This is a genomic window from Paenibacillus sp. HGF5, assembly GCF_000204455.1.
Taxonomy (GTDB): Bacteria; Bacillota; Bacilli; order Paenibacillales; family Paenibacillaceae; genus Paenibacillus_AQ; species Paenibacillus_AQ lautus_A.
On the sequence record NZ_AEXS01000096.1, the window covers coordinates 43066 to 67432 of the forward strand.

Below are 24367 nucleotides of genomic sequence, written 5' to 3' on the forward strand. Positions count from 1 at the left end.
AGCGGGTCAAGAAACCGGGTTCTTACAGGTGCAATTTTATTCGAGATGACGGATAACCATCCATCTGTTGGTATTGCAAATTCATCCTTGAGCGGCTTCTTGTTTCTGTGAGCGCTTAGCCTGTAACAATGCAAAGGTTATGAGTATAAATGCTGCGAGTGCCAGCATCGGTATGGTCAACCAACCGAACCAATTCAAGTAGTCGTCCATACAGGACACCGGCCCGCATGCTGCCGCGCTCAGATCGTGCGGAAGTTTTTGGATGACGATATGGTATGTCGATATCCCTCCCCCAATGAGAATCAGTGGCAGGACGTACGGCACGATATCTGTTTTTTGCCGGTAAGCTGCGATTCCCAGCACAATGACTAATGGATACATGAAAATTCTTTGGTACCAGCATAAGACGCAAGGCGTAAAATGCCAAACTTCACTTAGAAACAAACTTCCGGTAGTGGCCACTGTGGCGACCGTCCATGCAAAAAACAACCAAACTCCGGTTTTGTTCATGGTTTCAAACTTCGTCCCTTCTATTGGTGTTTCGACATCATATCGAAATGAACGTGATGACATTTCTCATTTTCGCTTAATTATAAATATAATAAAATGGCTCCTTTGGGCTATTAGCTGCTCTGGCCAGCTTGTTCTGTGAATGGACACATCATGATAACGTATCAAGTAAACCAGCGAATAAAAAAAAGATTTTGCCGCTAATTGGGACAAAATCTTTTTTAGTTTGTACACTCCATTGATGAATACCCACTTTGCATGTTCTATGCTTTTGTTACATACCTATGAGGGAAACTTATGCTTTCAGGTGAAGGAAGGGATAGAATGAAGACCAGATGGGGGATTGCTCTGCTGCTGATCTGCACGATCGCGGCCATCCTAATGTTTCGACAGGTTCAGGATCGTACTCCAACGGAGGATCTTTATGCCGATGGACAGCTGCGTATGGAAATACAAACCGTTTCGTCTGCTGCTGAACCCATGCAGGAAACCGTTTTTGAGCTCTTCGTGACCGAGCTTCCCGAGAAGCCGATTACCGATGCTGACATTGAACTCCACATCGCGATGCCGGATATGTTTTGCGGGGTGTTCCCCGCAGAGATCGTCGAATCCAAGCCAGGCGTTTACAGCGCGACGGCAATCCCTGTGATGCAAGGCCTCTGGGAGGCCGAAGCCGTTCTGCGTTGGGAAGATCGCCATGTCAAAGTAAGGACGCTGTTCAAAGTTCGCTAAGCTCCTCTTACCATAGCCACGGGTGAATGCCCGGTATCCAGCCATTGGCGCTTAGTCCTTTTAAAATAGACAGGATTCCCATCAGGAAAGCTAAAAATCCGCCGAATTTGCGCATGCCCCTGCGCCATTTTTTCGTCAGGCTGCCGGCAGACATCGCCACCACGAACAGGATCGGAAATGTCGCAAGTCCAAACACCAGCATAATCATAATACCTTCCAGGCCGGATCCGGATGCCGCTGCATTCATCTGCATCGCATAGGTTAAGCCGCATGGAAGAAAGCCAAGCAGAATGCCGGTTAAAAAAGTCGCAAGCATCTCATAACGCTGACCAAGCCGTGCCAATTTATTCTGAAAAAATGGATGTCTCGGCAGATGAGCGTTATATATGGGCAATGTGTAGCGGCGAAAGGTCCACAGCAGAATGAGCATTCCTCCAATGATGCTGGCTGCTCCTTGGAAGCCGACAAAGCTGCCGGCCACATCCAGGAAGGAGCCCACCACTCCCATAAAACCGCCAATGGCCATGTAGGTGATAACTCTGCCCGCATTGTAAGCCAACACGGATTTCAGCGGAGAGCTTTGGTTTCCAAGTGCCAGAGAAGAAACGATTCCCCCGCACATGACCAGACAATGCGGCGCCCCCATTAATCCTGCCAATGCCACTAACGGTAATCCGCTTCCGGTCAAGGCCATGCTCTCGCCCCCCGTTTTCCCCACAGCTGGAGCCGCAGCGAGTTACCGACAACCAGCAGCGAGCTTGCCGCCATTCCAATGCATGCGATGCGCGGGTCCAAATAACCGAATGCAGCCAAGGGTACGGTCAGGACGTTATACAATAGTGCAAAGAGCAAATTCTGATGAACATTCTGCATCGTATAACGACTCCAGGTGTAGGCTTCCGGAATTAGGGACAGCCTGCTTCCGATCAGGACGACGTCTCCTGCCTGTTTGGCTGCATCCGTTCCGCCGCCCATGGCGATGCCGACATCGGCCGCGGCCAGCGCAGCCGCATCATTGATGCCGTCGCCGACCATGGCCACGGAACGACCTTGCTGCTGGAGCTCGCGTATGAACGCAAGCTTCTGTTCAGGAAGCATGCCGGCGCGTACCAGCTCAATGCCTGTCGCGGCAGCCACGGTCAGCGCCGTTCGCTCCTCATCGCCAGTTACCATCCACACTTCGGCTTTTTGCTTCAGCTCTTGCACGACGCCTCGCGCATCCCGTCTGAGTTTGTCAGCCATATCAAACGTACCGATACATGTCCCGTTCATGGCTATATAAAGTCTTATATGACCGGAGGCCGCTTCCTGATGTAATCCAAACCTTTTATCCTCCGAAAAGCGAATGCCCATTTCCTCCAGCCATTTCCGGTTCCCCACGCATACGTTGTTTCCTTCCACATCGCCTTCCATTCCCTTTCCCGGCCGTTCGTGGAACGATGCTGCTTCCGGAATGTGGACCTGTTGGTCTTTCGCCGCTTTCACAATGGCTTGCGCCAGTGGATGCATGGACAGAGAAGCTAGAGCCGAGGTCAAGCGAAGTACATCGGCGTCACGTTGTCCGGCCGCTTGGATGGCAACAAGCTGCGGCAAGCCTTCGGTCAGCGTTCCCGTCTTATCCAGCAATACGACATCGATTTGCCGCAACCTTTCCAGGGAGCGCGCCTCTTTGAACAGAATGCCCTTTTGGGCAGATGATCCGGTTGCAATCAGGATGGAAATCGGGGTTGCCAGTCCAAGCGCACAGGGGCAAGCGACCAGTAAAACAGATAACGCGTGACGCATTGCGGTTTCAGAGAGATCAGGGCCATGGGAAAACAATAGCCATCCTGCAAATGTTACCGCCGCACAGCCCAGCATAACCGGTACAAAAACCGCCGCAATGCGGTCAACCGTTCTTTGAATGGCCGGTTTGCTCTGCTGCGCGGCTTCGATCAGTGCAATCATCTGGGAAAGTCGGGTTTCCTTATGCTTCTTATCGACCATGATATGCAGACTCCCGACCAAACAACGGGTTCCGGCATATACGCGGTTTCCGCTGCATTTGGTCACCGCCGTGCTTTCGCCTGTCATCATCGATTCATCCGCATCCGCCGTTCCCGAATGAACCACACCGTCAACGGATATCCATTCTCCGCTCTTCACCACAATGCAGTCCCCTGTTTGTACCTGATCTGCCGTAATCCATTCTTCGCCATGCTGTCGCAACACCCGAACCAGCTTCACCTGAAGCGAATACAAGGCACTCAGTTGTTTCAGCGCTTTTCCCTTGGCCATGGTCTCCAGCCACTTGCCTAACAAAACCACGGTCATAATCATGGCAATCGTATCGAAATACAGGGTGGGGTGAGAGGAATCGTGCGCGGCATGAAACATCGCGTAGTGGCTGTAGAAGTAAGCAACGGACGTGCTGATGGCAACCAAGGTATCCATGTTAGCGCTGCGATGGATGAAGGCTTGATAAGCGCCGTAATAAAACGGATAGCCCACGCCAAACTGAAGTAACGTCGCAATCAGGAATTGAAACATGGGCTCCATGAATAAATTCGGCGTCCATGGTTGAAACCACATGAAAATATGGGCCAGCATCGCCCACAAAAGCGGAATGGACAAACACGCAGCGATCGCGAACCGGGTGCGATAGGCGCGAGTTTCGGCTTCTATTCCTGCTTGGGGATGCGAGAGCTTGCCCGTTGCTTTATAGCCGAGCTTTGCAATTTTGGCGGTGATCGCCTGCATTCCAATTTCCCTCGGTTCGTAGTGAACGGTAGCCCGAGACAAAGCCAAACTGACATGAACAGCTTGAACCCCCTTCTCCTTGCGAAGCGCTTTTTCGATTCGGGTTGCGCAAGCCGCGCATGTCATACCACTTACTTGTAATTGCTCCAGTTTCATATTCGCTCACCTCCGGCGCTCGTTCATGGGATCGCTCGTCCATAAATTGTATGAAGGTGTTCGAATATTAAGAATAGCTATAAAGAGCCATCCAATTTACACCTGCCCTATCGCATGGCAAAGGCGGTCGATCACAAAGACCGGCCGCCATGAAATGATAGCATCCATTATTTCCTTAATGACAGCTTAGAAATTAAATTTAAGCTATCTTCCTTACAGCGAACCATAGTTCAACGTAATTAAGACCGTCTCTACCGCCGTAGATTTCAAATTCCATTCCATCGACTTGTTCATATCCCGCCGTAGGAAGCCACTCTGAGAAGAATCGTCGATATAACGTCTCGATGATCTCATCAAAGCTGTCCCACGTGAATGGATCCGATGAAAAAACAGCCCAAGTATGCGCGGGTATCGTTATGTTCGTGTATCCGTTTGTATCACTGGAGTCACTTTTAAATGCGCACAACATGTACGGATAAGAGTCATTTTCCGTTTTTCTGTAACTGCAAACCGCATGTACTTTATATAAATCCTTGCTTAAAAAAGAAGGCAAGTCGCCTGCATGGACAGCAAGTCTTTCAACCTCGCCATTAGCATGGCTTTCCTTCCAGAATTCTGCGGGCGAAGCCACCGCTTCGCCATCTCCGTTTATTGGAAACACTCTTTCGATTCCAAAGATCTGTAAGGCTTCCTTCGTTTCAATACGATAATTCATAGCCTCTGCCCCTTTGATTGAAATGAGGAAGGAAATCCGAGGATACGCCTTTAGAGCGGTCCCTTCTTGACGAGCTATTGCTGGATTGACACCATGCAGCATTTGAAAAGCCCGCGCAAAAGAAACCGGTGATTCATACCCGTATTTCAGGGCAATATCAATGACTTTGGCGTCGCTATTCTGCAATTCAAAAGCCGCAAGGGTGAGACTTCTTCGCCGTATATATTCCGCGAGTGTCACATTCGTTATGAACGAGAACATTCTCTGAAACTGATGTGACGAACAGCAAGCTTTACGAGCCACTTCACCCAATTCAATTTCTTCGGATAAATTCATCTCGATGTAATCCAATGCCCGATTCATCCTCATAAGCCAATCCATCTGGTTCCCTCCTTTCAACCAAAGTATAGTTTTGCTATGGCATCGCAGCGCAACTATTTGTGCTCAGTAAAGTTTCGTCTACCCGTTTCTACGGGCAGACGCTTTTTTCTCAGCGCCAAAACGTCGTACAGTTTGCCTTATCCAGCATATTAAACTCGATCATTCTCTCAAGCAATGAGTAATCAACCGGACGATCCCACCGAATGCGGACAAGCTCCTTGGTGTGATCATAGCCGGCCTGGACGATTTCATCCGAAAATTGATGTATCCCTGCCTTTTCAGGGGCAACCGCCAAGTGAGGTTTGGCTACGCTAAAGCCAATGATAAATGTGTCGTGGTCAGTGAACATTGGCTGATTCCACGCAATTTTCGGCATCAGATTCGGAAATTTCTCAGCGACCCACCCCAAAACTTCTTCGGTTCTCGCCCGATGCTGCGGGTTATCGATTTTCGCTAAAAAATCTGCAAAAACCTCCATGTTGTATCCTCCTTCTATAAATGACGCCAGCTTATGTGGCGATCATGCTCAAGCTATTCACTATCCACGATTTCTCTGTTATTCATGGATTCCGCTCTCTACGATCAGTACATTCCATTGCTAATATCCAAAAAAAGCATCCTTTTTGATATTCCGCTTGGACACATTCTTACTTTGCAAGTACGCAGTAACCGACTCTACCATGGACTTCGGTCCCGCAACCAAATACTTGCCATGTGCCTTATGCCGGGCGATGAACTTGTCGATTTCCTGATCTAAATCATTTCTTGAATCAAGATAAGATACCTGGATCGAAGGATGATTGGCGATTGCATCAAGTTCATCTTTATACAGATAGGACTTCTTGCTATCTAAATAGAGAAGGTGTATGGGTTTCAACTCACCATTCCCGGCTGCCGCCTGCTTTAAGATGGACCGAAAAGGCGTTATTCCGATTCCGGCCGCGATCAGGAGCGAGGGGCTCTCAGGATCCAAATGAAAGGAACCTACAGGACCGCCCATTTTCAAATGCATGCCTGGTTTTAATTCCAGCAGCGCCCTTTTGAAATCGCTTGGGTTGTCCCCGATGCGCGTTGTTATGTTAACAACGTTCTCTGTGGGAACAGAACTGATGCTGAATGGCTTTGTAGCATTCTTCATGGTTTTATGCGTAATGCTGAATAAACCGTATTGCCCTGCTTTCCATGTTAAATCGTGTCCTTTTTCGAATGAAAAAGTGTACACATCTTCCGATTCTTTGCTGCTCTCTATAAATATCAATTCCCGCTTTTGGAATATGGATAGAAAATCTTTAATAAAACCCATGATCTCACCCCTCGTTACATCAAGTATCTTCCCGTAATCGACTGCTCCGCTTGAGCAATCTGCGCCGGCGTGCCCTCGAACACCACTTGCCCGCCCTTGCTGCCTCCGTCCGGTCCCATGTCGATGATCCAGTCCGCTTGGCTGATCACCTCGAGGTTATGCTCGATGACAATCACCGTATTGCCGGCATCCACAAGGCGGTTCATGATCTCCAGCAGGTGGCCGATATCCGACATATGCAGACCGGTGGTCGGCTCGTCCATCACGTAAATGCTGCCTTTCTTATGCAGCTCGCTTGCCAGCTTGATGCGCTGGCACTCCCCGCCCGAGAGCGTGCTGAGCGGCTGGCCGAGCGTAATATAGTTCAATCCTACATCGCTCATGGCCTGAAGCTTGCGAACAACCTCTTTGAGTTCAAAAAAGTCCAGAGCCTGCTCGACCGTCATCTCCAGCACTTCGGCAATCGATTTGCCGTTCAGTTTGTACTCAAGCACCTCATCCTTAAAGCGTCTTCCTCCGCATACATCGCATGGCAGCTTTACGCTGTCGAGGAAAGAAAGGTCCGTATACAATACGCCAAGCCCTTGGCAGTTCTCGCATGCTCCCTTCGAGTTGAAGCTGAACAAACCCTGGTTCACCTTGTTTGCCGAAGCAAATGCTTTACGAACATCATCCATTATGCCCGTATACGTGGCTGGATTCGAGCGCGTGGATACGCCTACCGCCGATTGATCGATGACGATTGCATCCGGATGCTGGCTGAGAAATACTTGGTTGATCAGGGTGCTTTTACCCGAGCCGGCGACACCCGTAACAACGGTCAGCACTCCGGTCGGGATATCAACGCTCACGTTCATTAGATTGTGCAGCGTAGCATCCTTGATGGGCAGCTTGCCGGATGGCTGCCTGCAGTCGTGCTTCAGCTGGAGCGGCCGCTTCATATGGGTCCCTGTTAAAGTAGCAGACTCCAGAAGTCCGGAGTAGCTTCCCTCATATACGATGGTACCGCCGCGGCTGCCGGCGTAGGGCCCAACGTCGACGATATGGTCCGCCACCTTGATCACATCGGGATCATGCTCAACGACAATCACGGTGTTGCCCTTGTCGCGCAGCTTCTGAAGCAGTTCATTTAACCTGTGCACATCGCGGGGATGCAAGCCAACGCTGGGCTCATCGAAGATGTAAGTGACATCCACGAGGCTGCCGCTCAGATGCTTGACCATTTTGACGCGCTGCGACTCGCCGCCCGATAAGGTATCCGTCTCGCGGTCCAGCGTCAAGTAATCCAAGCCGATATCCACCAGATGCTGCAGACGTTCCGTTAACGATTTGATGATCGGTGCCGCGATCGGATCATCGATCTCGCGTATAACGCGAATCAGCTGGCCCACTTCCATGGCGGACATCTCCGCAATGTGGAGTCCATTGATTTTGCAGCTCAGCGTCGCTTGGCTGAGTCTTGCGCCGCGGCAGCTGGGGCACGGACCCTCCGTGATAAATGGCATCACCGCTTTCTGCGTGCGTTCGGACTTCGTTTTTACATCCTGCTTGATGTATTTGTTGGTGAACTTCTCCATGACGCCTTCCACCGTAATGTTCGTTGCCTTACCGGCGAAATCCATCTTTACTTTTCTTGCCTTGGCATACAGGAGATGCTCCAATTCCTCATCGGAATAATCGCTCAACTTTTTGTCCGGATCAAAATCGCCCGATTGCAGTATCATGTTCCACTCCCAGCCGTTTACCGAATAGTCCGGCAGCATCAGAGCGCCTTCATTTAGCGACTTGGTCATGTCCACCGCCTTGCTCATGTCGACGCCAAGCTTGCGACCGATTCCGTTGCACTCCGGGCACATGCCTTGCGGATCGTTGAAGGAGAATAGATGCGCGGGTCCGATATGGGGCTGACCCACTCGGGAGAATAAAAGACGGAGAATGGGAGAAATATCGGTAATGGTGCCCATCGTGGAATGGGAACCGCCGCCAAGCCGCTTCTGATCCACGATAACGGCCATGCTCAGATTCTCGATTGCGTCCGTATCCGGCTGGGGAACGCGGGGCAGGAACGTACGAACGAACATGCTGAAGTTCTCATTCAGCAGTCGCGTGGATTCTGCGGCGATCGTATCGAAGACAATCGACGATTTGCCGGATCCGGATACACCGGTGAAAATCGTGATCTTCCGCTTGGGAATGCGCAGGGATACGTTCTTAAGATTGTTTTCCCTCGCACCCGAGAGCACGATATACTCCTGATTTGTTTCGCTCATGCATAACATCCTTCCGAAATGGGTAATTTAAGCATTTTTTCGAATGAATCGTCCATGACTTAAACCGGCTGCAAGCAGCATGCAGCCGGTGATATCGACGCGGCCGGCAGGTTCAATCAACGTCCTCTATTCATTTAGCGCTTGGGTGCGGAACGTTAATATGGATGTGGTTAATCTGCCAATGCCTTTTCAAGCTTGACGACCCATGCACTCCATCCATGCTTAGCCCCCTCAAGCCCGTGAACGTTGGAAAATCCGATTTGTTCGAGATGAAGGTTAACCTTTCCGCTTCCTAAATCCTGCAGCGTCAAGGTTACCGTATGTCTTTCCTCACCGGTGGCCCAGGTATAGGATAGAAGATTCGGCTCATCCACGATAAGCACTTCGCCCTCAACAATCCCATCCCACCATTCGGACGGCTCATGGCGAAACTGAAATCGGTGCCCTACGACGGGTTTAAAATCATTTTCCGTGATCCACTTGGCAAGCTGGTTTGAATCAGTGATGGCTAACCACAGCTTCTCGATCGATGTCTTGAACGGAAAATCCATAGACAATGTTAAGCTCATTCATCTTCCTCCTCTAATAGCTGGCTTAAACGCAGCATGTTGGCATTCCAGTACTTGTTGTAAAAAGCCACCCAATCTTGAACCTCTCGGAGCGGCGAGGCGTTAAGCCTGAAACGCGTTTCTCTGCCGACTTTTCGGTCATGTACCAGATCGGCTTCCTTAAGTATGGTTAAATGTTTGGACACCGCAGTACGGCCCATTGGAAACTGTGCCGTTAACTCATGCAGCGGCAGCTCATCGGCTTCCGCCAACAGATGGATCAGTTGGCGCCTGGTCGGGTCTGCAATGGCGTTAAACACATCGCGAGACTGGTAGTTCTCGTTCACAACACCCTCTCCTCCATATTACTGCCGAGGGACAGCCGTTCATTTTCCATCCCTATAGAGTGCGGCCCTTCGGACGAGCGTTCGCGGGGCGATTCCTTGCGAATTGAAGCAGCAAATAAACGGCAAACCTAAAGCCCCGTATCCTGACACGCGTCCATGAAATGGAGCTGTGTCCGTCTGGTCAAAGTGTAACCCTATCATTGATAAGCTGGTCCTCGGTGTTGAATTTCTACTCTTTCGATATTTTCAATAATCGGACACCATTTAGTGACATTTTGATTATAGGTCACCATTTGGTGTCATGTCAATCCATCGCGCTCGGGATTTTTATGATCGGAAAAGTATAAAACGAGGCAGTGGAATTCGATTCCACTGCCTCGTCTACTTAGGTCAACCTAAAGCGGATCAGGTTGAGTGTGCCTTTTATTCGAGGGGGCAAACCAACCGAGAAGGGCTATCGCGACCAAGACCCCGTAGAAAACGACGGTCCAGCCTGTGCTGTGCGGGAAATGATGAGCCAACACGCCAATATCTTCATGGGCCAGGGTGATCACAGCGAGCTTGACGCCGACCCATGCCACGATGGCATATGCCGTGGTCTCCAGTGCCGGCCGTTGAGCAAGCAGCTTCACAAACCATGTGGCCGCGAATTTGATCAGGACAAGCCCTGCGATCCCGCCAAGCACGACAACCAGGAATTGTCCTCCGTCCATCCCGCCGAAATCCGGTAGCGGCGAATCCGGGAGGCCCAGTGCCAGAGCCACAGCAGCAAGAATGGAATCAATCGCAAAAGCGAGATCCGCAACCGCAATCTTTCCAACGGTCGGCCAGAAGCCTTTTCCCGCGGCATCTTTCTTTATGTCCTCGCGAATATTTTTGTTTTCCTTGCCAAAACGGGCTTTGATGATGTGCTTTAATCCGAGGTATAGGAGATAAGCCGCTCCAATCGCCTGTATTTGCCAGACGTTCGCGATAAACGATATCGCAAACAGGGCGGCGAAGCGAAATACAAAGGCCATGATGATTCCGTAATTGATGGCTTTCTTCTTTTGTTCCTCCGGTAAGTGCTTCGCGATAACCGCCAGCACAAGGGCATTATCCGCCGATAACAAACCTTCCAAACCGATAAGAATCAGTAATGCCCAGGCATACTCCAACCAAAGTGATTCCAACGGTACTTCCCCTCTCTTATTTTAGAATGTTCAGGACCCATTTGTTGCTTCAAGCTCCACGTTTCAGCTAATGAATTTTGATTGCACCGCTGCTCCCTGTCGTTATTACGTTGTCAAGTAATGTCTCGTTTCATTCATTAGGCATCATAATGAAAAAAATTTTATAGATTATGCTATTTTGAAACAAAACGCTTCGCATTATTCGGCGGTCCTAAAACACCAAACCACATTTTGGGGGCTGAAGGTAACATCTCTTGATCGAACATAGATCGATATGCTCGGGGCCAAATCAGGGCCGGGATCGCTTACTTGTCATTAGCGTTGAATCCTTGAGCCCTTTTGGTTTCATTCTAATGCCCAATAGGATGAAGATGACATAAATTACGATGGCAACCGAATCGACTACCGTGTCCGTTAATGCCGAAACATCTTGAACTGCCGTTATGCCTAAAATGACCATCAGTCGTACGATCAACAGAGATACGATCATCCATGCAACGGCCCGGATTTTCGATCGTTCGCCTTGGAATGCCATGCAAATGAACGCGATACCGAAGACCAGATTCTCCGCTGTGATGATATGCCAGACATACGTGAATATGATCTCGGAATCCAAGGGGATCTCGCTCGCGTGAAGGATCGGCAGTACAGCGGATTGCCCGTTCCAAGCATGCGTAATGGCAAAAAGTACGGCAAGAATACCGGCAATTAAATAATATAGATTCTTAATCTTCATGTCCAAGACATCCCTCCTCGGATATTCCATTCTCCTTCCTGCGAATCGTTTGGTAAATCTCCCGAACGAACGATGCCAGCCGCCGGTCGCTTTCATGATTAAGGTCCCTTAGCGTTTCGGCTGCTAACTCAAGCAATTGACTGACCTTTTCCAGATGAGCAATCTTCTCGCGCGTTTCCGCATTCTTGGCATCAAGGAACGAAGCTACCTTCAGGCATTCTGCTGGGTCAACATCCTCCATTCTGTGGAATCCAAACTTCCCCTTGATTTCGTTAAGCGACAAGTCAGCAAACTGCAGGATTTGAATATTCATTAAATCCATGAGGTCACTCCTCGAATACCTGCGGTACCGATTGTCTTCCCGGGCCGGCGATACGATTCCAATTCGGTCATAGTAGCGAAGTGTATCCTTGGGAATTCCAAGGATCTGCGAAACTTCTTGTATTGAGTATAATTGTTTCATGCATTCAAAATAACATTGGAGTAAACTCCAGTGTCAAGTCACTTTTTTACGAGATCACCATTACCTTATGTCATATCTCATTCAGACCTACTAGTGCCACCATGATTAGAAGAACAAACAAACGTCGCGAATAGGATTGTTGAGGATAAAAAAAGACTGCCGGTACCTTTCACCGGGCAGTCTTTTGATTTCCAAGTAGTATGCTCTCCAACCTATTCGCTGGACAGTTCCTTGAGCGATTTGATTTTACCATGGGGATGCTGTTCTTGCTTACGCGACTTCCAGGCAGCTTCTTTCCTTCTCTTCTGGTGAGCCATGACAGATATCCTCCTTTGGAAACAGAGATGTATACTACCATCTTATATTGTCATTCCCCGGCTTGGTTCATTCATGAAAATAGGATGCACAACACCACGCGTTCTACTCGCGTGAAACCCAGGACCTTCAAGGCAATAAGAAGCTCATTGGATCGCTCATCTCTCGCTCATTTCCTGCTTGGTCCTTTAAGCGCATGTCCTACGCTGCTTGATCCGTTTATAATGTAATAATGACAACCCGCCGTTATCGGAAAAGCGGATGCAACCACGTCGAATGAAAGGAGCAATCATGGACAACAAACAAATGCGCATGTTGAAAAAGCTGTATCACCATACCAATTACAACTATGACCGGGAGCGTGAGGTAAGCGTATATAATACAGAAACACTTACTGCGGCAGAGCAGGAGCTGCTGCAAGCCAGCGGATGGGTCGTAAACGATCTGCAGTATATTCGGCATGACGAAATCATAGGCCGACTGGTCGAGCTGCGTTCGAACGTTCGCTTGACCTGGTCCAGCATTGGCAATGCCTTTGTTGCAGGGGTGGGTGGAAGCTGGCCCCGAGGCATATCCACGCTGGCCAGTTATCACGCCATGATTCATGCACGCCCCCACGCTTACGAGGAACCCGAATGGCTTCGGGCTTGCAAGGTCTGTGGCTTCAGCCACAGCCATGAAGGCTGGGACAATCTGTCTTACATACGTTACGCGATGCATTTAGGCAACAATTACAGCGGATCAAGCTTCGGCGCATACGTGGATATGGCCGAAATGGTCGAACTGCTGGAGCAAGAGCCCGTTGAGGCAACGGACAATGACAAGCACGCCTTCAGACAGCTGCTGCAGAGCTTGGACCGGGCCGAGGCTGGCGAAACGCCAGGGCAGTATGAGAAGCGGTTAACCGGCGAAAAAATCTTGAAGGGTCACGCCGGCATTCGCCGTGGCATGCTCCAGGCGCTAGCCAGGGTCGGCGTGCTCCCCAACCGCATCCTGGAGCTCTCTCCGGACCGCTGGACGGACACGGCAACAATCATCCATGCCGAGTTTGAACTGGACAACACCAAGGGCCGTTCCGACATGGAGATGCCTTGGGCTGGCTGGGAAGGCAGCCTGGGCGTCGATTGGAACAAGGCCCGCGCGATTTTCGGCGATTGGGTTTGAATGTCGATACAGGAGGTTTCCTAATAAGCGCTGCAGGAAACCTCTTTTTTGATCAGTGCGACTTCCGTCCCGTATGATTCATCTATGATAAAACGGTTTGTGGCTTTTAGTTATTTAAAATAGGCATTTCAGCCAGTAGTTTCTTCAAATAGATAGAATCCCATGGCAGATGCTCCGTGATCCCTAAACCCACGACATCGGTCTCTTCAGACAGTTCCTTCAGCAGATGAAGCAGCTGCGGCAATTGCATGGTTCCCTGAGGAGATAAATTGAAGGGTTCTTCAGGGTTCGCGAACAGCAAAGACCGGAATGCCTTGGGATCAAGCACGTCCAGATCGAGGTGAATCGCCAGGTGCTTAATGCCGCGTTCTTTGATCCACGCTTTAATAGGCGCAGTACTGTTCTTCAACTCCTCGGTGCCAGCAGTTCGAATGCCCAGCCTTTGGATCATGTCTGTGTCCTGCTCCGCAAAACCGATGCCTAGCTTTTGGAATCCTTCCGAGATCACCTTGGCTTCTTGTTCGGTAGGCGCTGCTAATCCTGCAATAAAGACGTTCTCGGGTTTTAGAGGGATGTTCACATGTTTGGCAAACTCCTCATCCCCTTCTCCCAACAGATTCCCCAGGGGTACCGTATGCCCGTTATCATAGCCTACATATCTCACCAAATCACTGTGAGCATCGATCCAGATTAAACCTAACTCCCCGTCGTATCGTTCGTTCAAATAGGCAAAAGGAGCTTGTTCGACCAAGCAGTCGCCGCCAAACATGACAATGCGATCCGGTTTATGGGCATGGATCAGATGATGAGCCGCCTTTAACTGTTCGAGCAGCTGTGTTCTGCCATTCATACCGTTCTCGTTTTCAAGAGGCGTTCCATCATAGGCTTGGACGGGAACATGGATAAGGGGTTGATCATTATCCGGAGCCAGCCAAGCAAGCAGTTCGGCTCCAAAAGAGTAGTTGGGGTTGTTCCCCCCTTGCCATTGCGGCATTAACAGGCGTATCGTTTTCGTTTTTTTAGTCATGCTGTTGTCTCCTTTACTTCAAAGTAAGGTTAGTATAGACTGAGCACAAATAAAAAAGTAGTACGCACTTATTTGAAAGGTACTACCCGAAAGGATAGTGTAAATATGAGCATGGCTGAATTTAAAGGTAAAGTTAAGAATATTCAAGATACGCCTTTTGGTTATACGGTGTCCGTGATCGGCGGCAAATGGAAAATGGTCATTATCTACCTTCTTGCAGAAAACCAAACGGTTCGCTTCAATGATCTGAAGAGACAGATCGGCGCCATTACTTACAAAACATTGAGTTCGCAGCTTAAGGAATTGGAGGCGGATGGACTCGTGAAACGGAAAGAATACCCTCAAATCCCCCCTAAAGTCGAGTATAGCCTCACGGATAAAGCGGTAACGCTATTACCCGTTTTGGAAGGGTTATGCGAGTGGGGAGTAAAGAATCAATACGATTAAAATCGGAACGGCTGGCTCCCCGACTACGCTCCGCGAACGACCCGAAAACCTTGATCCGGGCCAAAGCCATTGGCATCGAATTTGCCTCGGAACGAGATCTCGTTGTTGCTGACGTCGCCGATCCAGCCGCCGCCCTTCACCACCCGAAAGGTGCCGCTTTGGCTGTTCGAGTCGCCATACCAGTCCCAGCACCACTCCCTAACGTTGCCTGACATATCGTAAATGCCTAACTCGTTGGGCTTCTGGGTGCCGATCGGTTTGGTTTGATTATGGTTGTTCTCGATGACGGGCCAGTTCCAATCTCCGGATAAGTATTGATCTCCGGCGTTTCTCCAATACCATGCAACCTCGTCGGCATTATGGCTTCCGCTGTATGCGTAGCCTTTGCTCGCCTGCCCTCCGCTAGCAGCATATTCCCACTCCGCTTCAGTAGGCAACCGATAGCCGTCAGCTCCCTCATTGATCGTGACGGTCCATTTTATATGATCATTATCATTCTTATTATTTGCGTCTTTTTTATCCTTGTGGATGTTGTAATACGGTTCGTATCCTTCCTGTATGCTTCTTCGATTGCAGTATTCCACAACGTCATACCAACTCACCATTTCAACCGGCAGTTGATCTCCAACGAATTCCGATGGATTGCTCCCCATGACTTCTTCCCACTCTTTTTGAGTGACCTCATATTTGCCGATATAGAAGCTTGATAACGACACGCTTTGTCCAGCGTAGTTGGACTTGTTGTTCTTAATAGGCCCGCCTTCTACGAACACAAGATCTTCCTTCTTATCAAGTTTATCCTGCGAACAAGCGCCGATCACAAGCATTGCTGCTATAAAAAGAAACAAGCATAGCTTTCTCATGGATAGATCTCCTTTAAGCTGATAGAAGAATCGATAAGTCATGCCCCGGTCTGCAGCTCGCCTCCGGCAACGTCGAAGGCCGCTGCTCAAACAGAGAACGGCCTGCAACGCATCCGGATAACGGATTGGTTAGGATGACGGCTTACTTATGATTGATGGTTGGGAAGTTACCACACCGTTACGTTGGAGCTCCCGCTGCTCTGATAGCCCTCTGTCGCTAACACCTGGTAAGACCAGCTGCTTCCCAGATTCATTCCTTTGCTTGCCCATGCGTTCACGTGGTTGCTGAACGTGATGCTGGAGTTTACGCCTGTAGCTCTCTTCGATTGCCGAACGCTCCAATACTGGGCAAATGTTTGTGTGCCGTCAATCGAGGGCGCGTTGTATCGCATCGTTGTATAGATGTCATAGGTGCCCCCATCGCTGGTCACGGTGCCTTTATGCGTTCCGGTAGGCCGGTAAGTACCCCAGCTGTCAACGACGTAATATTCGATCAGCGAGTTTCTCGTCCAGCCGTAGAGCGTCAAATACCCGTTGCCGGACGGCGCCCAGACGCCGGCATTGTAGTTAATCGTCCGGTTCGGCGATCCTGTATTCCAGCCTTTGCCGACAACGAAATTCCCGGTATTTTGCCACGTTACGCTGTAATTGCCTCCGGAGCCGTTAACGGCATTGACCGTTCCGCCGCCATCGGTCCAATTCTGCCAGTAGTCCGTCGCTGCGTTCGAGGTTGTTGCAAACAAACCAAAACTCATGGAAGCTGCCAGCACCAGCGTCATTACCTTTTTACTAAACTTAATCATAATCTACCTCCTCTTTTGTGTTTGCTCTGTACAACCGAATGTCGAATGATTCTCTGTTTTTTACTTTTACCTCCTTTCTAAACAAATTATAGGATGATAGCGGTTACATAAATATTAACAAATTAAATATGATGTATTGATTTTCTTGGTAATTATAGTAAGTAATGGGACACTCCGGATATTCGGTGATGACTTGCCGATACCATAAACAAAAAAAGCCGCGTTTCCCGCGACTTATGCATGCTTATATTTTGCCCCTATTCGATTACGATTCTTCTTATTGCAGACTTGCCTAACACCTTACATATTTGCGTTTAAATCCGATCTTCCCTCTCTCGATCTCTTTTTGAATATTGTCGGAAGCCAGCAGGATGCTGCTCTTCTTCTTGTCCCTTTTGATTTCGACTGGGCCGACGGCCTTCGCGATTTCTACCGCCTTATCATGGCTTGGCAAATAAGAAACCCCTACGGTGTATACAAAATTGTTCATAGCGGATTTCGTTCGTTCAGGGGAGTCGTGGATCGTGTTTTTCACCTGTTCGAGCATGCTCTCGATCTTGACGGTATCAAATGCAGCGTCCGCACGATTACCCAAAAGCCAGCAGTAGCAGCTCCAGCCTGCCGACATTTTAAGCTCTTCACCGCTAGCGATCCACTTATCGGCAACTGTTTGAGCAATTTCCGTTTCGGCCAAAGTCACGGCAACCACATAATCTGACAGCATATAAAAATAGGCACGATCCATCCAACGATCGAAATCGGCTTCCGTCATGATCATGGGGTCTGCAATAATGCCGGCAAAATACATCGCATCATAGTTGCCGGTGGTGTAAAGCTGCTCTGCTAAAGGTTGATTTTTCTTGATTTTCTTTGCTAACGGCTTCATGGCACCAGTAGCAACCCCAAAAAGCGGCTCGTGTGCACCATTGCTCATATAGTTTTTTTTAATCCGTTCCTTGCCGAGTGACTCCAGTTCCTGCATAACCACGTCGAATTCCAATATAATCCACTTCCTTTTTTGTACAGTATTCATTCGTAAATCACGTAGATATCCGGGTAAGGATGGAAATATATTAATTACGAAAAATTATATCATAAGTCGGCTTGTGCAGCCTTACAACCAAAGTTAACCATGATCGTCCTTTCTCTTTGAAAACACCCCGCTTCTCCTTATGGTGGACTGAGCCGATCTTCATTGACAGGTATAGCCGTCAATGCTAGAATTCAACGTATCATTGATGAGGAGGCTCGTGATCTATGTTACATTCCATGCGTATAAGATAAGCCGGCCATAAAAAAGCGGATTTTCCAACCACGAATGTGGGCTTTTTTTGAGTTGCTTATTTCCTGCGTATGTAGACATGGATTGCGACACGGTTAGCTTTTTTTAGCTATGCCTTTATATCGCCATCTTCTCTCGTGATCCATGCAGATTTAAGCCCCATTGTGGACTCGGATCTGTATTTTTTATTGCCAAAAAAGAAGCGTGCTGCTTCCATCTATCCGAAATTTAGACAAATCAATAGGAAATGAGGCAAATCTTATGAGATCCATGCATTGGTACTTCTTTATTTAAACCTCTCTTCTTCAATCGCAGGCGATCCTGCGAACAGAAACTGCGATTTTTGAAGGAGGAAATCAATATGGAATTCTTGATCAAAGCAAAAGATATGGTAGTGGAATATTCGGGACGAGATGTTCTGGACATTGATGAACTGGAGCTTTACAGCTATGATCGCATCGGACTGGTTGGCGTGAACGGAGCAGGCAAAAGCACACTGCTAAAAGCGCTGCTGGGGGAAATTCCTTTGTCCCATGGTAAAGTTATTCGGGAAGGCAGCTTCCATTATATTCCCCAGTTGGATGATGTCATTGTGCTGGAGATTCAAGATTACGCTTTAATCGGCAAGCTGGGAATCGAGCACTGTGACGCGGAACATATGAGCGGCGGTGAAGAAACACGGCTAAAAATAGCCCAGGCGCTCTCCGGAGAGGTGCACGGAATTTTTGCCGATGAACCGACGAGCCACCTGGATCGGGATGGCATAGACTTTCTGGTCCACCAGCTTAAATATTACTCCGGCGCCTTACTCATCATCAGTCACGACCGTTATTTCCTTGACCAGGTCGTCGACAAGATCTGGGAGTTGAATGAGGGGAAAATCACGGAGTACTGGGGCGGTTATTCCGATTACCTGCGCCTTAAGGAAGAGGAGCGGCATAGTCAGGCTGCAAAATATAAGCAGTTTACTGCGGAACGGGAGCGGCTGGAGAAAGCCATTACCGAAAAGCTTAGCCAGGCTCAAAAAGTGGATCAAAAGGCTAAAGGCGCTCCAAGAAAAAACAGCTCCGATGGCGGCGGCCGCCTGGCTCATCAAAAATCGACGGGCAGCAAACAGAAAAAGCTCCATAATGCCGCTAAAAATATGGAGCATCGAATCGAAGCTCTTGGTGAGGTGAAACCTCCTGAAGCCATGCGATCCATCCGTTTTCGGCAAAGCAAAGCCTTGGAGCTTCATCATCCGTTTCCGATTACCGGAAAAGACATTTGCAAACAGTTTGAGGGCAAGGAAATTTTCGAGGAGGCCTCCTTCCAATTTCCATTGGGTGCCAAGATCGCGGTCACCGGTGCGAATGGATCTGGCAAAACGACGCTTTTCAAGATGATACTCCATCGTGAGCATGGTATTTCCGTATCCCCTAAAGCGGAAATCGGCTATTTTGCCCAAACGGGTTACAAGCTTGACCGTGATCAAGGGGTTATGGAGTTCATGAAGGAAGACAGTGATTATGAAGTGTCGGACATTCGCGCCGTTCTGGCATCGATGGGATTTTCTCAACAGGATGTACGCAAGGCTTTATCCGTGTTGAGCGGCGGAGAAATCATGAAATTGCAGCTTGCCAAAATGCTGTTAGGACGGTACAACATACTGCTGATGGATGAACCCAGCAATTTTCTGGATCTTCCTGCGGTGGAAGCGCTGGAACAATTAATGAAGAACTATGCGGGAACCATCATATTCGTATCGCATGATTTCCGTTTGATCGACAATGTAGCCGATACCGTATATGAAATCAAGGACAAAAAAATCATTCAGAGGGAATAAGTATCGTTCGGGTCTTTAAGCGGAGGATAGGAAATGGTGTTTCGCCGGGTAAAAAGTTTGGCTTAGGACAGCCTTTATGGCGGGTCCTAAGCCTTTTCGCGTTAAACTAGGTTGCTCCATTTTTATTCAAGACGGTCTTCGTCCATTCGATATTCTAAAATATCTCCGGGCTGACATTCCAAAGCCTTGCAAATCGCCTCTAAAGTCGATAATCGTATCGCCTTTGCCTTTCCGTTCTTCAATATGGAGAGATTGGCCATCGTGATTCCAACCTTCTCAGAAAGCTCCGTAACGCTCATTTTTCGTTTTGCCAGCATCACATCGATATTGATTATTATGGCCATGTCGTTCACCTCAGATTATTAAGTCGTTTTCCGATTTGATATCGATCGCTTCTTGTAACAGCCTTTGAAGGACGGCGGCAAAAACGGCAATCACCATGGAGGCGAAAATCAAGATCAATCCGATCAAGATGATGCCCGGGGCATCGTCTTTCTCCGCAACAAGATAGAACAGCGGCAGGCCAACCACGAACAAGCTGCTGATTGTGATTGCACAGTATTTTATACTCTTTAAAGCTCGTACGGACCATTCCGAGAACGCCTTGTTCTTATCAATATAACTTAAAAGCTTAAAGGCTTGATACAGCGCATAGTAAAACGGGATCGCCGCGGCATAAAAATCGATGAATACGAGATATTTAATATAACTCATATCCGGATACAGCTCGGCAGCAAAATTCGCGATCTCCGGCACCAAAAAGATGCACAAAGCAAGAATCGGAATACCGATAAGAATAACAGCCACCTTTAAAAAGAGCGTTGAAACTTGTTTCATCAAAAGCACCTCACTTCGATATTTTCATTGTTGACTTTATCACATAATTTATCGTTTTACAATAAATCATTATTGTGTTTTATTATATTATTACTGTTAATTGATTATACTTTTTATTCTGAAATTGAAAAAAAGCATTCTTCATTACGAAGAATGCTTTCATCCACAAGATGTCACCGGAACAGGGATTCAAAGAAACCTGGAGCGAAATCGCTCACGATTTTATACTCCTTGCCGTACCTTTTATGATTGCTCGAATGGTTATCAATTAGTATATGGTCTGGACTATAAACGACTATAGTAAAGGTCGGGCCGTATTCGGTACTCAACAGGATCTCATATTCGTTGCCGCTGTGATCCCTTACGCTGTTCTTACGCAGTTTGAGATCCGAGAAGCTGTTCACGATGCGGTCAATCTCCGCTTGATCCGTCATTTTCAGCTGCTGCTCGTTCGGGCGGTTCCGGTTTCTTACAATGTCCAGCTCACGGATCGTGCCGGATTCCTTCAGCTGATCAAGGACCAGCTCCTTGAACGAGGTGCGGTTTTGACTTGCCGAATATACCGTCGCGCTAAGCAGGAGCAGGACGCAGATTGCCAAAAAGACATACCAAAAGCGCTTGCTCACCCGCATCTCCTCCCTCGTGGTTGGTCATAAAAGTTCAAGATTGTTTTCGAGTGTTCGCGGCAGCTTCTTCCATAACTATACCAAAATACTAGGCACAACGTTGGGCAAAGTGACTCATGGCTTATGATAAATGGTTATTGAACCTCAGGCGTTTCATTGCGATGCCTCATGCCGAGTTGCAATACCATTGTGGTGCTCTATAGGAAAAACAAAATAACAGACGGAGGGAAGTCGTAAGACTTCGCCCCGCCTGTTAGAGGATGTGAATTGCACTCCTGCAACCGAAATAAATAACCGTATCTCCAGTTAAAAGCATGATCTGTCGAAGTATCAATTTACTCCGGCGTTCCTTGGGTCACGCCATGGATATAGGTGAGCCAAGGGGTATCCAAGGCTCCTTGTCCCGGGTTATAGGTGAAAAAGTACTCGACGGTGTCCCCTTGCTTCAGATTGTTTACAGGGTAAGTATAGTTGCCGTTCCCCGTTGGGGTCATGGCTACGTTCAGCTGCCCGCCGTTATTGATCTTGTAATGCAGATCGGCAAAGGTAGCGCCGTTAATATAGAACAGCAGGTCATTGCCGATTTTTTCAGTCCCCTCACCTCATCGCCGATGACAATCACGGTGGATGGCGCCGGTACCACCGTGATCGTGGAAGAAGCGGTTTTCTGGCCGTCGACGGTCGTAGCCGTAACGGTTGCCGTACCCGGAGCGAGCCCCGTCACGACGCCTTCCTGGCTCACAGAGGCAGCACTCGCACCCGAAACGGTCCAAGTCACCTGCTTATTCGTTGCATTGGAGGGCGCTATGCCGGCGTTTAACTGAAGACTCTGACCCACTTCCACCTGAGCGGTGGTTGGATTCAGCGTGACGCCGGTAACCGGCACATTTCCAGGATTACCGCTGCCGTTTTCTTTATAAACCCGAACATAATCGACCTGCATCGTAGCAGGAATATCGGACGGATTCGGGGAAATGCCGCCGTCAAAATTTCCGCCGAGCGCCAGATTCATGATGAGGTAGAAAGGCTGATCGAAAGGTGCGTTCGGATTGTTTGGCGCGGCCAAGGAGTACCATTGTTCATTCGTCACTTTGAAGAAAAACTTGCCATCCACATACCATTTGATGTTGTCCTCTTCCCATACGACGGAATAGACATGATAATCATTGTTGATGTTCTGCCCTTCCGGGAAATGATATTCGCCAGAAATATGTTGGTTCGCCGGCCATGTTCCACCGAAGTGCACGGCACCGCTCGTCGAACCAGGCAATCTCCCTCTTGCTTCCATCACGTCGATTTCGCCGGATGCTGCCCATGTTCCGTAAGGGCTGTCTTGCGGAAGCATCCATAGTGCCGGCCATACGCCATTGCCAGTCGGCAGTTTCGCACGGAAGTCGACTCGTCCGTACTTCAGGGTAAAATGATTCTTCGTGTTAATCTTACCGGAGGAGTACTGGGCATACCGGTTCGGATCCTGCGGGAAAGCTTTGGGATCGTTTAATGCGCGGATGTTCAGCTTCCCGTCCTGCACGAACACATTTTGCGCACTATCGGTATAATGCTGCAGCTCCGCGTTGCCCCAGCCCCAGGTGTTAGGATCATCATTAAGATAATAACCTTGTTCATAGTTCCATTTGCTTGTGTCCAATGTCGTGCCATTAAATTCATCCTGCCAAATGAGATTCATGCCTTGGATGGCCGGGTCGCTTGGTGTCCCGATCGCAATATCCTCTTGGTCGCTTACATCCGGGCGAGGAGCATCCGGATTGCCAATCAACGTGTAGTTGACGTAGTTGCTGCCCACGCTGCCTCCCTTTAGCCCGTTCAATGGATAGCCGATCCGGATCTGCATATCTACCTGGATGGGCTGAAACCACAGGCCATAAATATAATCGGCCCAATATCCCCATTGATTCGCATCGGACATGTTGTTATAGCCATTGGCAGCGTATGTAAATCCGCTCTGGCCGGAATTCCCCAGCTCAACCCACTGCCCGTTGATGTTAATCTGATATACGAAATTATCAAGCTCCTTACCTATCGGCGCTCCCCCGTCAATCTTAGGCAGCGGAATGCCGATAGAACCGTTAGCATCTGCCGTAAAGGTCGTTCCCTCATAAGGCGTAATGACATACGAATTTCGTACGGCTTCATTAAAAGTGATGGTATACACGACGTTAACTCCGGACGTTTTCGATTCCAATTTGACGTGGATCGACTCCGTTACGGTAAACCAATACCCGCCGCCTCCGTCCGTGAATTGTCCGAAGTTTTGGTCATAGATCCAGCCGCTTGCAGCGTTGTTGTCGATGTCAATCCAAGCACTGCTGTTAACAGGCTTTACATACACCTTCAAATCATCATCGACGGCTGCATAGGTCACGGCCGGATCGTTATTGAACGTAGGGTAGGTAAAACCGGCGCCCCCCGTAAAGCTTGCAGTAATCTGCGGCCCTTGGGTCGGCGTCATGGCCGTGATCGTGGTTTTGTTAATGTTCTGAAACACCAGCCTGTAATCCAGGGTAACCCCATTCGCTTTCGAGTACAGCTGAATCTCCGTCGTTGCAGAAAGCGTGAACCAATAACCTGTAAATCCTCCGTCGCTCCAATGTCCCCAATTCTGATTATAAATAAAGCTGCTCACACTATCGATATCGACCCAGCTGCCGCCCACTTTCACTTTGACGCCCACGTCTTGGGCTACATCATTCCAAGTAGCTGCGCCTCCGTTGAATATGGGCATAACAAAGCCATAGCTGGCCTGTCCGACTCCTGATTTGGAGATGACCGGTCCGTCAGCCGCCGAAAAGTAATCCATCGAGGTCACCGTAGTATCTGCTGCCTCGACCTTCGAAGCTGGCCATAATCCGACACTTGCCAGCATGACAACCGCGAAGAACAAACTCAATCCCTTTTGCAAGTACCGCCTTTCCGTCGCGTAAGATCTCTTCATGAATACCCTCCCTTGTTCATATTGTGTGCTCTCAGCAATAGCACCTGCAGGAAAACGCTTACAGCTGAGGACGTCTTCATTCTATCGAATTCCTAATCTGATGAATAGGTTCCAAATTTAGGGTAAGGTCTCAATATTTTGGATAACTCAAAT

Annotated in this window: 26 protein-coding genes; 4 read left to right on the forward strand and 22 right to left on the reverse strand. The window is 48.8% G+C overall.

Features of this window, described 5'->3' with window-relative positions:
- Window positions 1-81 precede the first annotated feature (81 nt).
- Window positions 82-510, reverse strand: coding sequence for a disulfide oxidoreductase (locus tag HMPREF9412_RS15125; protein ID WP_036672352.1), 429 nt, complete (start codon window positions 508-510; stop codon window positions 82-84).
- A 324-nt stretch (window positions 511-834) separates the two neighbouring features.
- On the opposite strand from HMPREF9412_RS15125, the gene HMPREF9412_RS15130 reads away from it, so the two are divergent.
- Window positions 835-1242, forward strand: a complete 408-nt coding sequence (locus HMPREF9412_RS15130) for a FixH family protein (protein ID WP_009592503.1) — start codon at window positions 835-837, stop codon at window positions 1240-1242.
- Window positions 1243-1249: 7 nt separating this feature from the next.
- On the opposite strand, the gene HMPREF9412_RS15135 is transcribed toward HMPREF9412_RS15130, so the two are convergent.
- From HMPREF9412_RS15135 to HMPREF9412_RS33320, 12 genes are all read right to left on the reverse strand, one after another.
- Complete coding sequence (locus tag HMPREF9412_RS15135) at window positions 1250-1936, reverse strand: sulfite exporter TauE/SafE family protein (RefSeq protein WP_009592514.1); 687 nt, start codon at window positions 1934-1936, stop codon at window positions 1250-1252.
- Window positions 1927-4137: a heavy metal translocating P-type ATPase gene (locus HMPREF9412_RS15140; protein WP_009592470.1), complete on the reverse strand. Its 2211-nt coding sequence runs from the start codon at window positions 4135-4137 to the stop codon at window positions 1927-1929. Before HMPREF9412_RS15140 ends, HMPREF9412_RS15135 begins: the two co-directional genes overlap by 10 nt.
- Before the next feature lie 199 nt (window positions 4138-4336).
- Window positions 4337-5233, reverse strand: a complete 897-nt coding sequence (locus tag HMPREF9412_RS15145) for an AraC family transcriptional regulator (RefSeq protein ID WP_009592489.1) — start codon at window positions 5231-5233, stop codon at window positions 4337-4339.
- A gap of 109 nt (window positions 5234-5342) precedes the next feature.
- Window positions 5343-5711, reverse strand: a complete 369-nt coding sequence (locus tag HMPREF9412_RS15150; RefSeq protein ID WP_009592517.1) for an iron chaperone — start codon at window positions 5709-5711, stop codon at window positions 5343-5345.
- 120 nt (window positions 5712-5831) lie between these two features.
- Window positions 5832-6536, reverse strand: coding sequence for an FAD-dependent oxidoreductase (locus tag HMPREF9412_RS15155; RefSeq protein WP_009592483.1), 705 nt, complete (start codon window positions 6534-6536; stop codon window positions 5832-5834).
- A gap of 14 nt (window positions 6537-6550) precedes the next feature.
- Window positions 6551-8806: an ATP-binding cassette domain-containing protein gene (locus tag HMPREF9412_RS15160; protein ID WP_009592445.1), complete on the reverse strand. Its 2256-nt coding sequence runs from the start codon at window positions 8804-8806 to the stop codon at window positions 6551-6553.
- A 170-nt stretch (window positions 8807-8976) separates the two neighbouring features.
- Window positions 8977-9375 (reverse strand): SRPBCC family protein, encoded by a 399-nt coding sequence (locus tag HMPREF9412_RS15165; RefSeq protein WP_009592535.1) that lies wholly within the window; start codon window positions 9373-9375, stop codon window positions 8977-8979.
- Complete coding sequence (locus tag HMPREF9412_RS15170) at window positions 9372-9701, reverse strand: ArsR/SmtB family transcription factor (RefSeq protein WP_009592507.1); 330 nt, start codon at window positions 9699-9701, stop codon at window positions 9372-9374. The genes HMPREF9412_RS15165 and HMPREF9412_RS15170 overlap by 4 nt, the downstream gene beginning before the upstream one ends.
- 395 nt (window positions 9702-10096) lie before the next feature.
- Window positions 10097-10873 carry a TerC family protein gene (locus tag HMPREF9412_RS15175; protein WP_009592465.1) on the reverse strand — a complete coding sequence of 259 codons (777 nt, stop codon included), beginning with the start codon at window positions 10871-10873 and terminating at the stop codon, window positions 10097-10099.
- A 289-nt stretch (window positions 10874-11162) separates the two neighbouring features.
- The gene (locus HMPREF9412_RS15180; protein WP_009592474.1) at window positions 11163-11609 is read right to left on the reverse strand and encodes a hypothetical protein; all 447 of its coding nucleotides are present in this window, start codon (window positions 11607-11609) and stop codon (window positions 11163-11165) included.
- Window positions 11599-12072, reverse strand: a complete 474-nt coding sequence (locus tag HMPREF9412_RS15185; protein ID WP_036672355.1) for a MerR family transcriptional regulator — start codon at window positions 12070-12072, stop codon at window positions 11599-11601. Before HMPREF9412_RS15185 ends, HMPREF9412_RS15180 begins: the two co-directional genes overlap by 11 nt.
- Before the next feature lie 212 nt (window positions 12073-12284).
- Window positions 12285-12389 carry a DUF6254 family protein gene (locus tag HMPREF9412_RS33320; protein WP_015735743.1) on the reverse strand — a complete coding sequence of 35 codons (105 nt, stop codon included), beginning with the start codon at window positions 12387-12389 and terminating at the stop codon, window positions 12285-12287.
- Window positions 12390-12678: 289 nt separating this feature from the next.
- Between HMPREF9412_RS33320 and HMPREF9412_RS15190 the strand changes: the two genes are divergently transcribed.
- Window positions 12679-13551 (forward strand): hypothetical protein, encoded by an 873-nt coding sequence (locus HMPREF9412_RS15190; RefSeq protein WP_009592479.1) that lies wholly within the window; start codon window positions 12679-12681, stop codon window positions 13549-13551.
- 106 nt (window positions 13552-13657) lie between these two features.
- Here the strand turns inward: HMPREF9412_RS15190 and HMPREF9412_RS15195 are convergent, their stop codons facing one another.
- Window positions 13658-14578, reverse strand: coding sequence for an arginase family protein (locus HMPREF9412_RS15195; RefSeq protein WP_009592540.1), 921 nt, complete (start codon window positions 14576-14578; stop codon window positions 13658-13660).
- Window positions 14579-14683: 105 nt separating this feature from the next.
- Here HMPREF9412_RS15195 and HMPREF9412_RS15200 point away from each other — a divergent pair, with 105 nt between their 5' ends.
- On the forward strand, window positions 14684-15025 hold the full coding sequence (locus HMPREF9412_RS15200; protein ID WP_009592544.1) for a winged helix-turn-helix transcriptional regulator: 342 nt from the start codon (window positions 14684-14686) through the stop codon (window positions 15023-15025).
- Window positions 15026-15048: 23 nt separating this feature from the next.
- Here HMPREF9412_RS15200 and HMPREF9412_RS15205 read toward each other — a convergent pair whose 3' ends face one another.
- From HMPREF9412_RS15205 to HMPREF9412_RS15215, 3 genes are all read right to left on the reverse strand, one after another.
- On the reverse strand, window positions 15049-15888 hold the full coding sequence (locus HMPREF9412_RS15205) for a formylglycine-generating enzyme family protein (protein ID WP_009592480.1): 840 nt from the start codon (window positions 15886-15888) through the stop codon (window positions 15049-15051).
- A 167-nt stretch (window positions 15889-16055) separates the two neighbouring features.
- A complete protein-coding gene (locus tag HMPREF9412_RS15210; RefSeq protein ID WP_009592475.1) occupies window positions 16056-16691 on the reverse strand; it encodes a glycoside hydrolase family 11 protein in 636 nt (211 codons plus the stop codon).
- Window positions 16692-16983: 292 nt separating this feature from the next.
- Window positions 16984-17673, reverse strand: a complete 690-nt coding sequence (locus tag HMPREF9412_RS15215; protein ID WP_441295372.1) for a DNA alkylation repair protein — start codon at window positions 17671-17673, stop codon at window positions 16984-16986.
- 661 nt (window positions 17674-18334) lie between these two features.
- Between HMPREF9412_RS15215 and HMPREF9412_RS15220 the strand changes: the two genes are divergently transcribed.
- Window positions 18335-19798, forward strand: a complete 1464-nt coding sequence (locus HMPREF9412_RS15220) for an Msr family ABC-F type ribosomal protection protein (RefSeq protein WP_009592455.1) — start codon at window positions 18335-18337, stop codon at window positions 19796-19798.
- Between the two features lie 122 nt (window positions 19799-19920).
- On the opposite strand, the gene HMPREF9412_RS15225 is transcribed toward HMPREF9412_RS15220, so the two are convergent.
- The 5 genes from HMPREF9412_RS15225 to HMPREF9412_RS15245 all read right to left on the reverse strand — a co-directional run bounded on the left by HMPREF9412_RS15225 (window position 19921) and on the right by HMPREF9412_RS15245 (window position 24214).
- Window positions 19921-20142 (reverse strand): helix-turn-helix domain-containing protein, encoded by a 222-nt coding sequence (locus HMPREF9412_RS15225; protein ID WP_036672361.1) that lies wholly within the window; start codon window positions 20140-20142, stop codon window positions 19921-19923.
- 10 nt (window positions 20143-20152) lie between these two features.
- Entirely contained in the window at window positions 20153-20635 is a 483-nt protein-coding gene (locus HMPREF9412_RS15230) for a DUF2975 domain-containing protein (protein WP_009592519.1), read from the reverse strand.
- A gap of 173 nt (window positions 20636-20808) precedes the next feature.
- Window positions 20809-21261, reverse strand: a complete 453-nt coding sequence (locus tag HMPREF9412_RS15235; protein WP_009592513.1) for a hypothetical protein — start codon at window positions 21259-21261, stop codon at window positions 20809-20811.
- Between the two features lie 335 nt (window positions 21262-21596).
- Complete coding sequence (locus HMPREF9412_RS33775; RefSeq protein WP_441295373.1) at window positions 21597-21845, reverse strand: hypothetical protein; 249 nt, start codon at window positions 21843-21845, stop codon at window positions 21597-21599.
- Window positions 21764-24214 carry a family 16 glycosylhydrolase gene (locus HMPREF9412_RS15245; protein ID WP_009592448.1) on the reverse strand — a complete coding sequence of 817 codons (2451 nt, stop codon included), beginning with the start codon at window positions 24212-24214 and terminating at the stop codon, window positions 21764-21766. Before HMPREF9412_RS15245 ends, HMPREF9412_RS33775 begins: the two co-directional genes overlap by 82 nt.
- Window positions 24215-24367 lie beyond the last annotated feature (153 nt).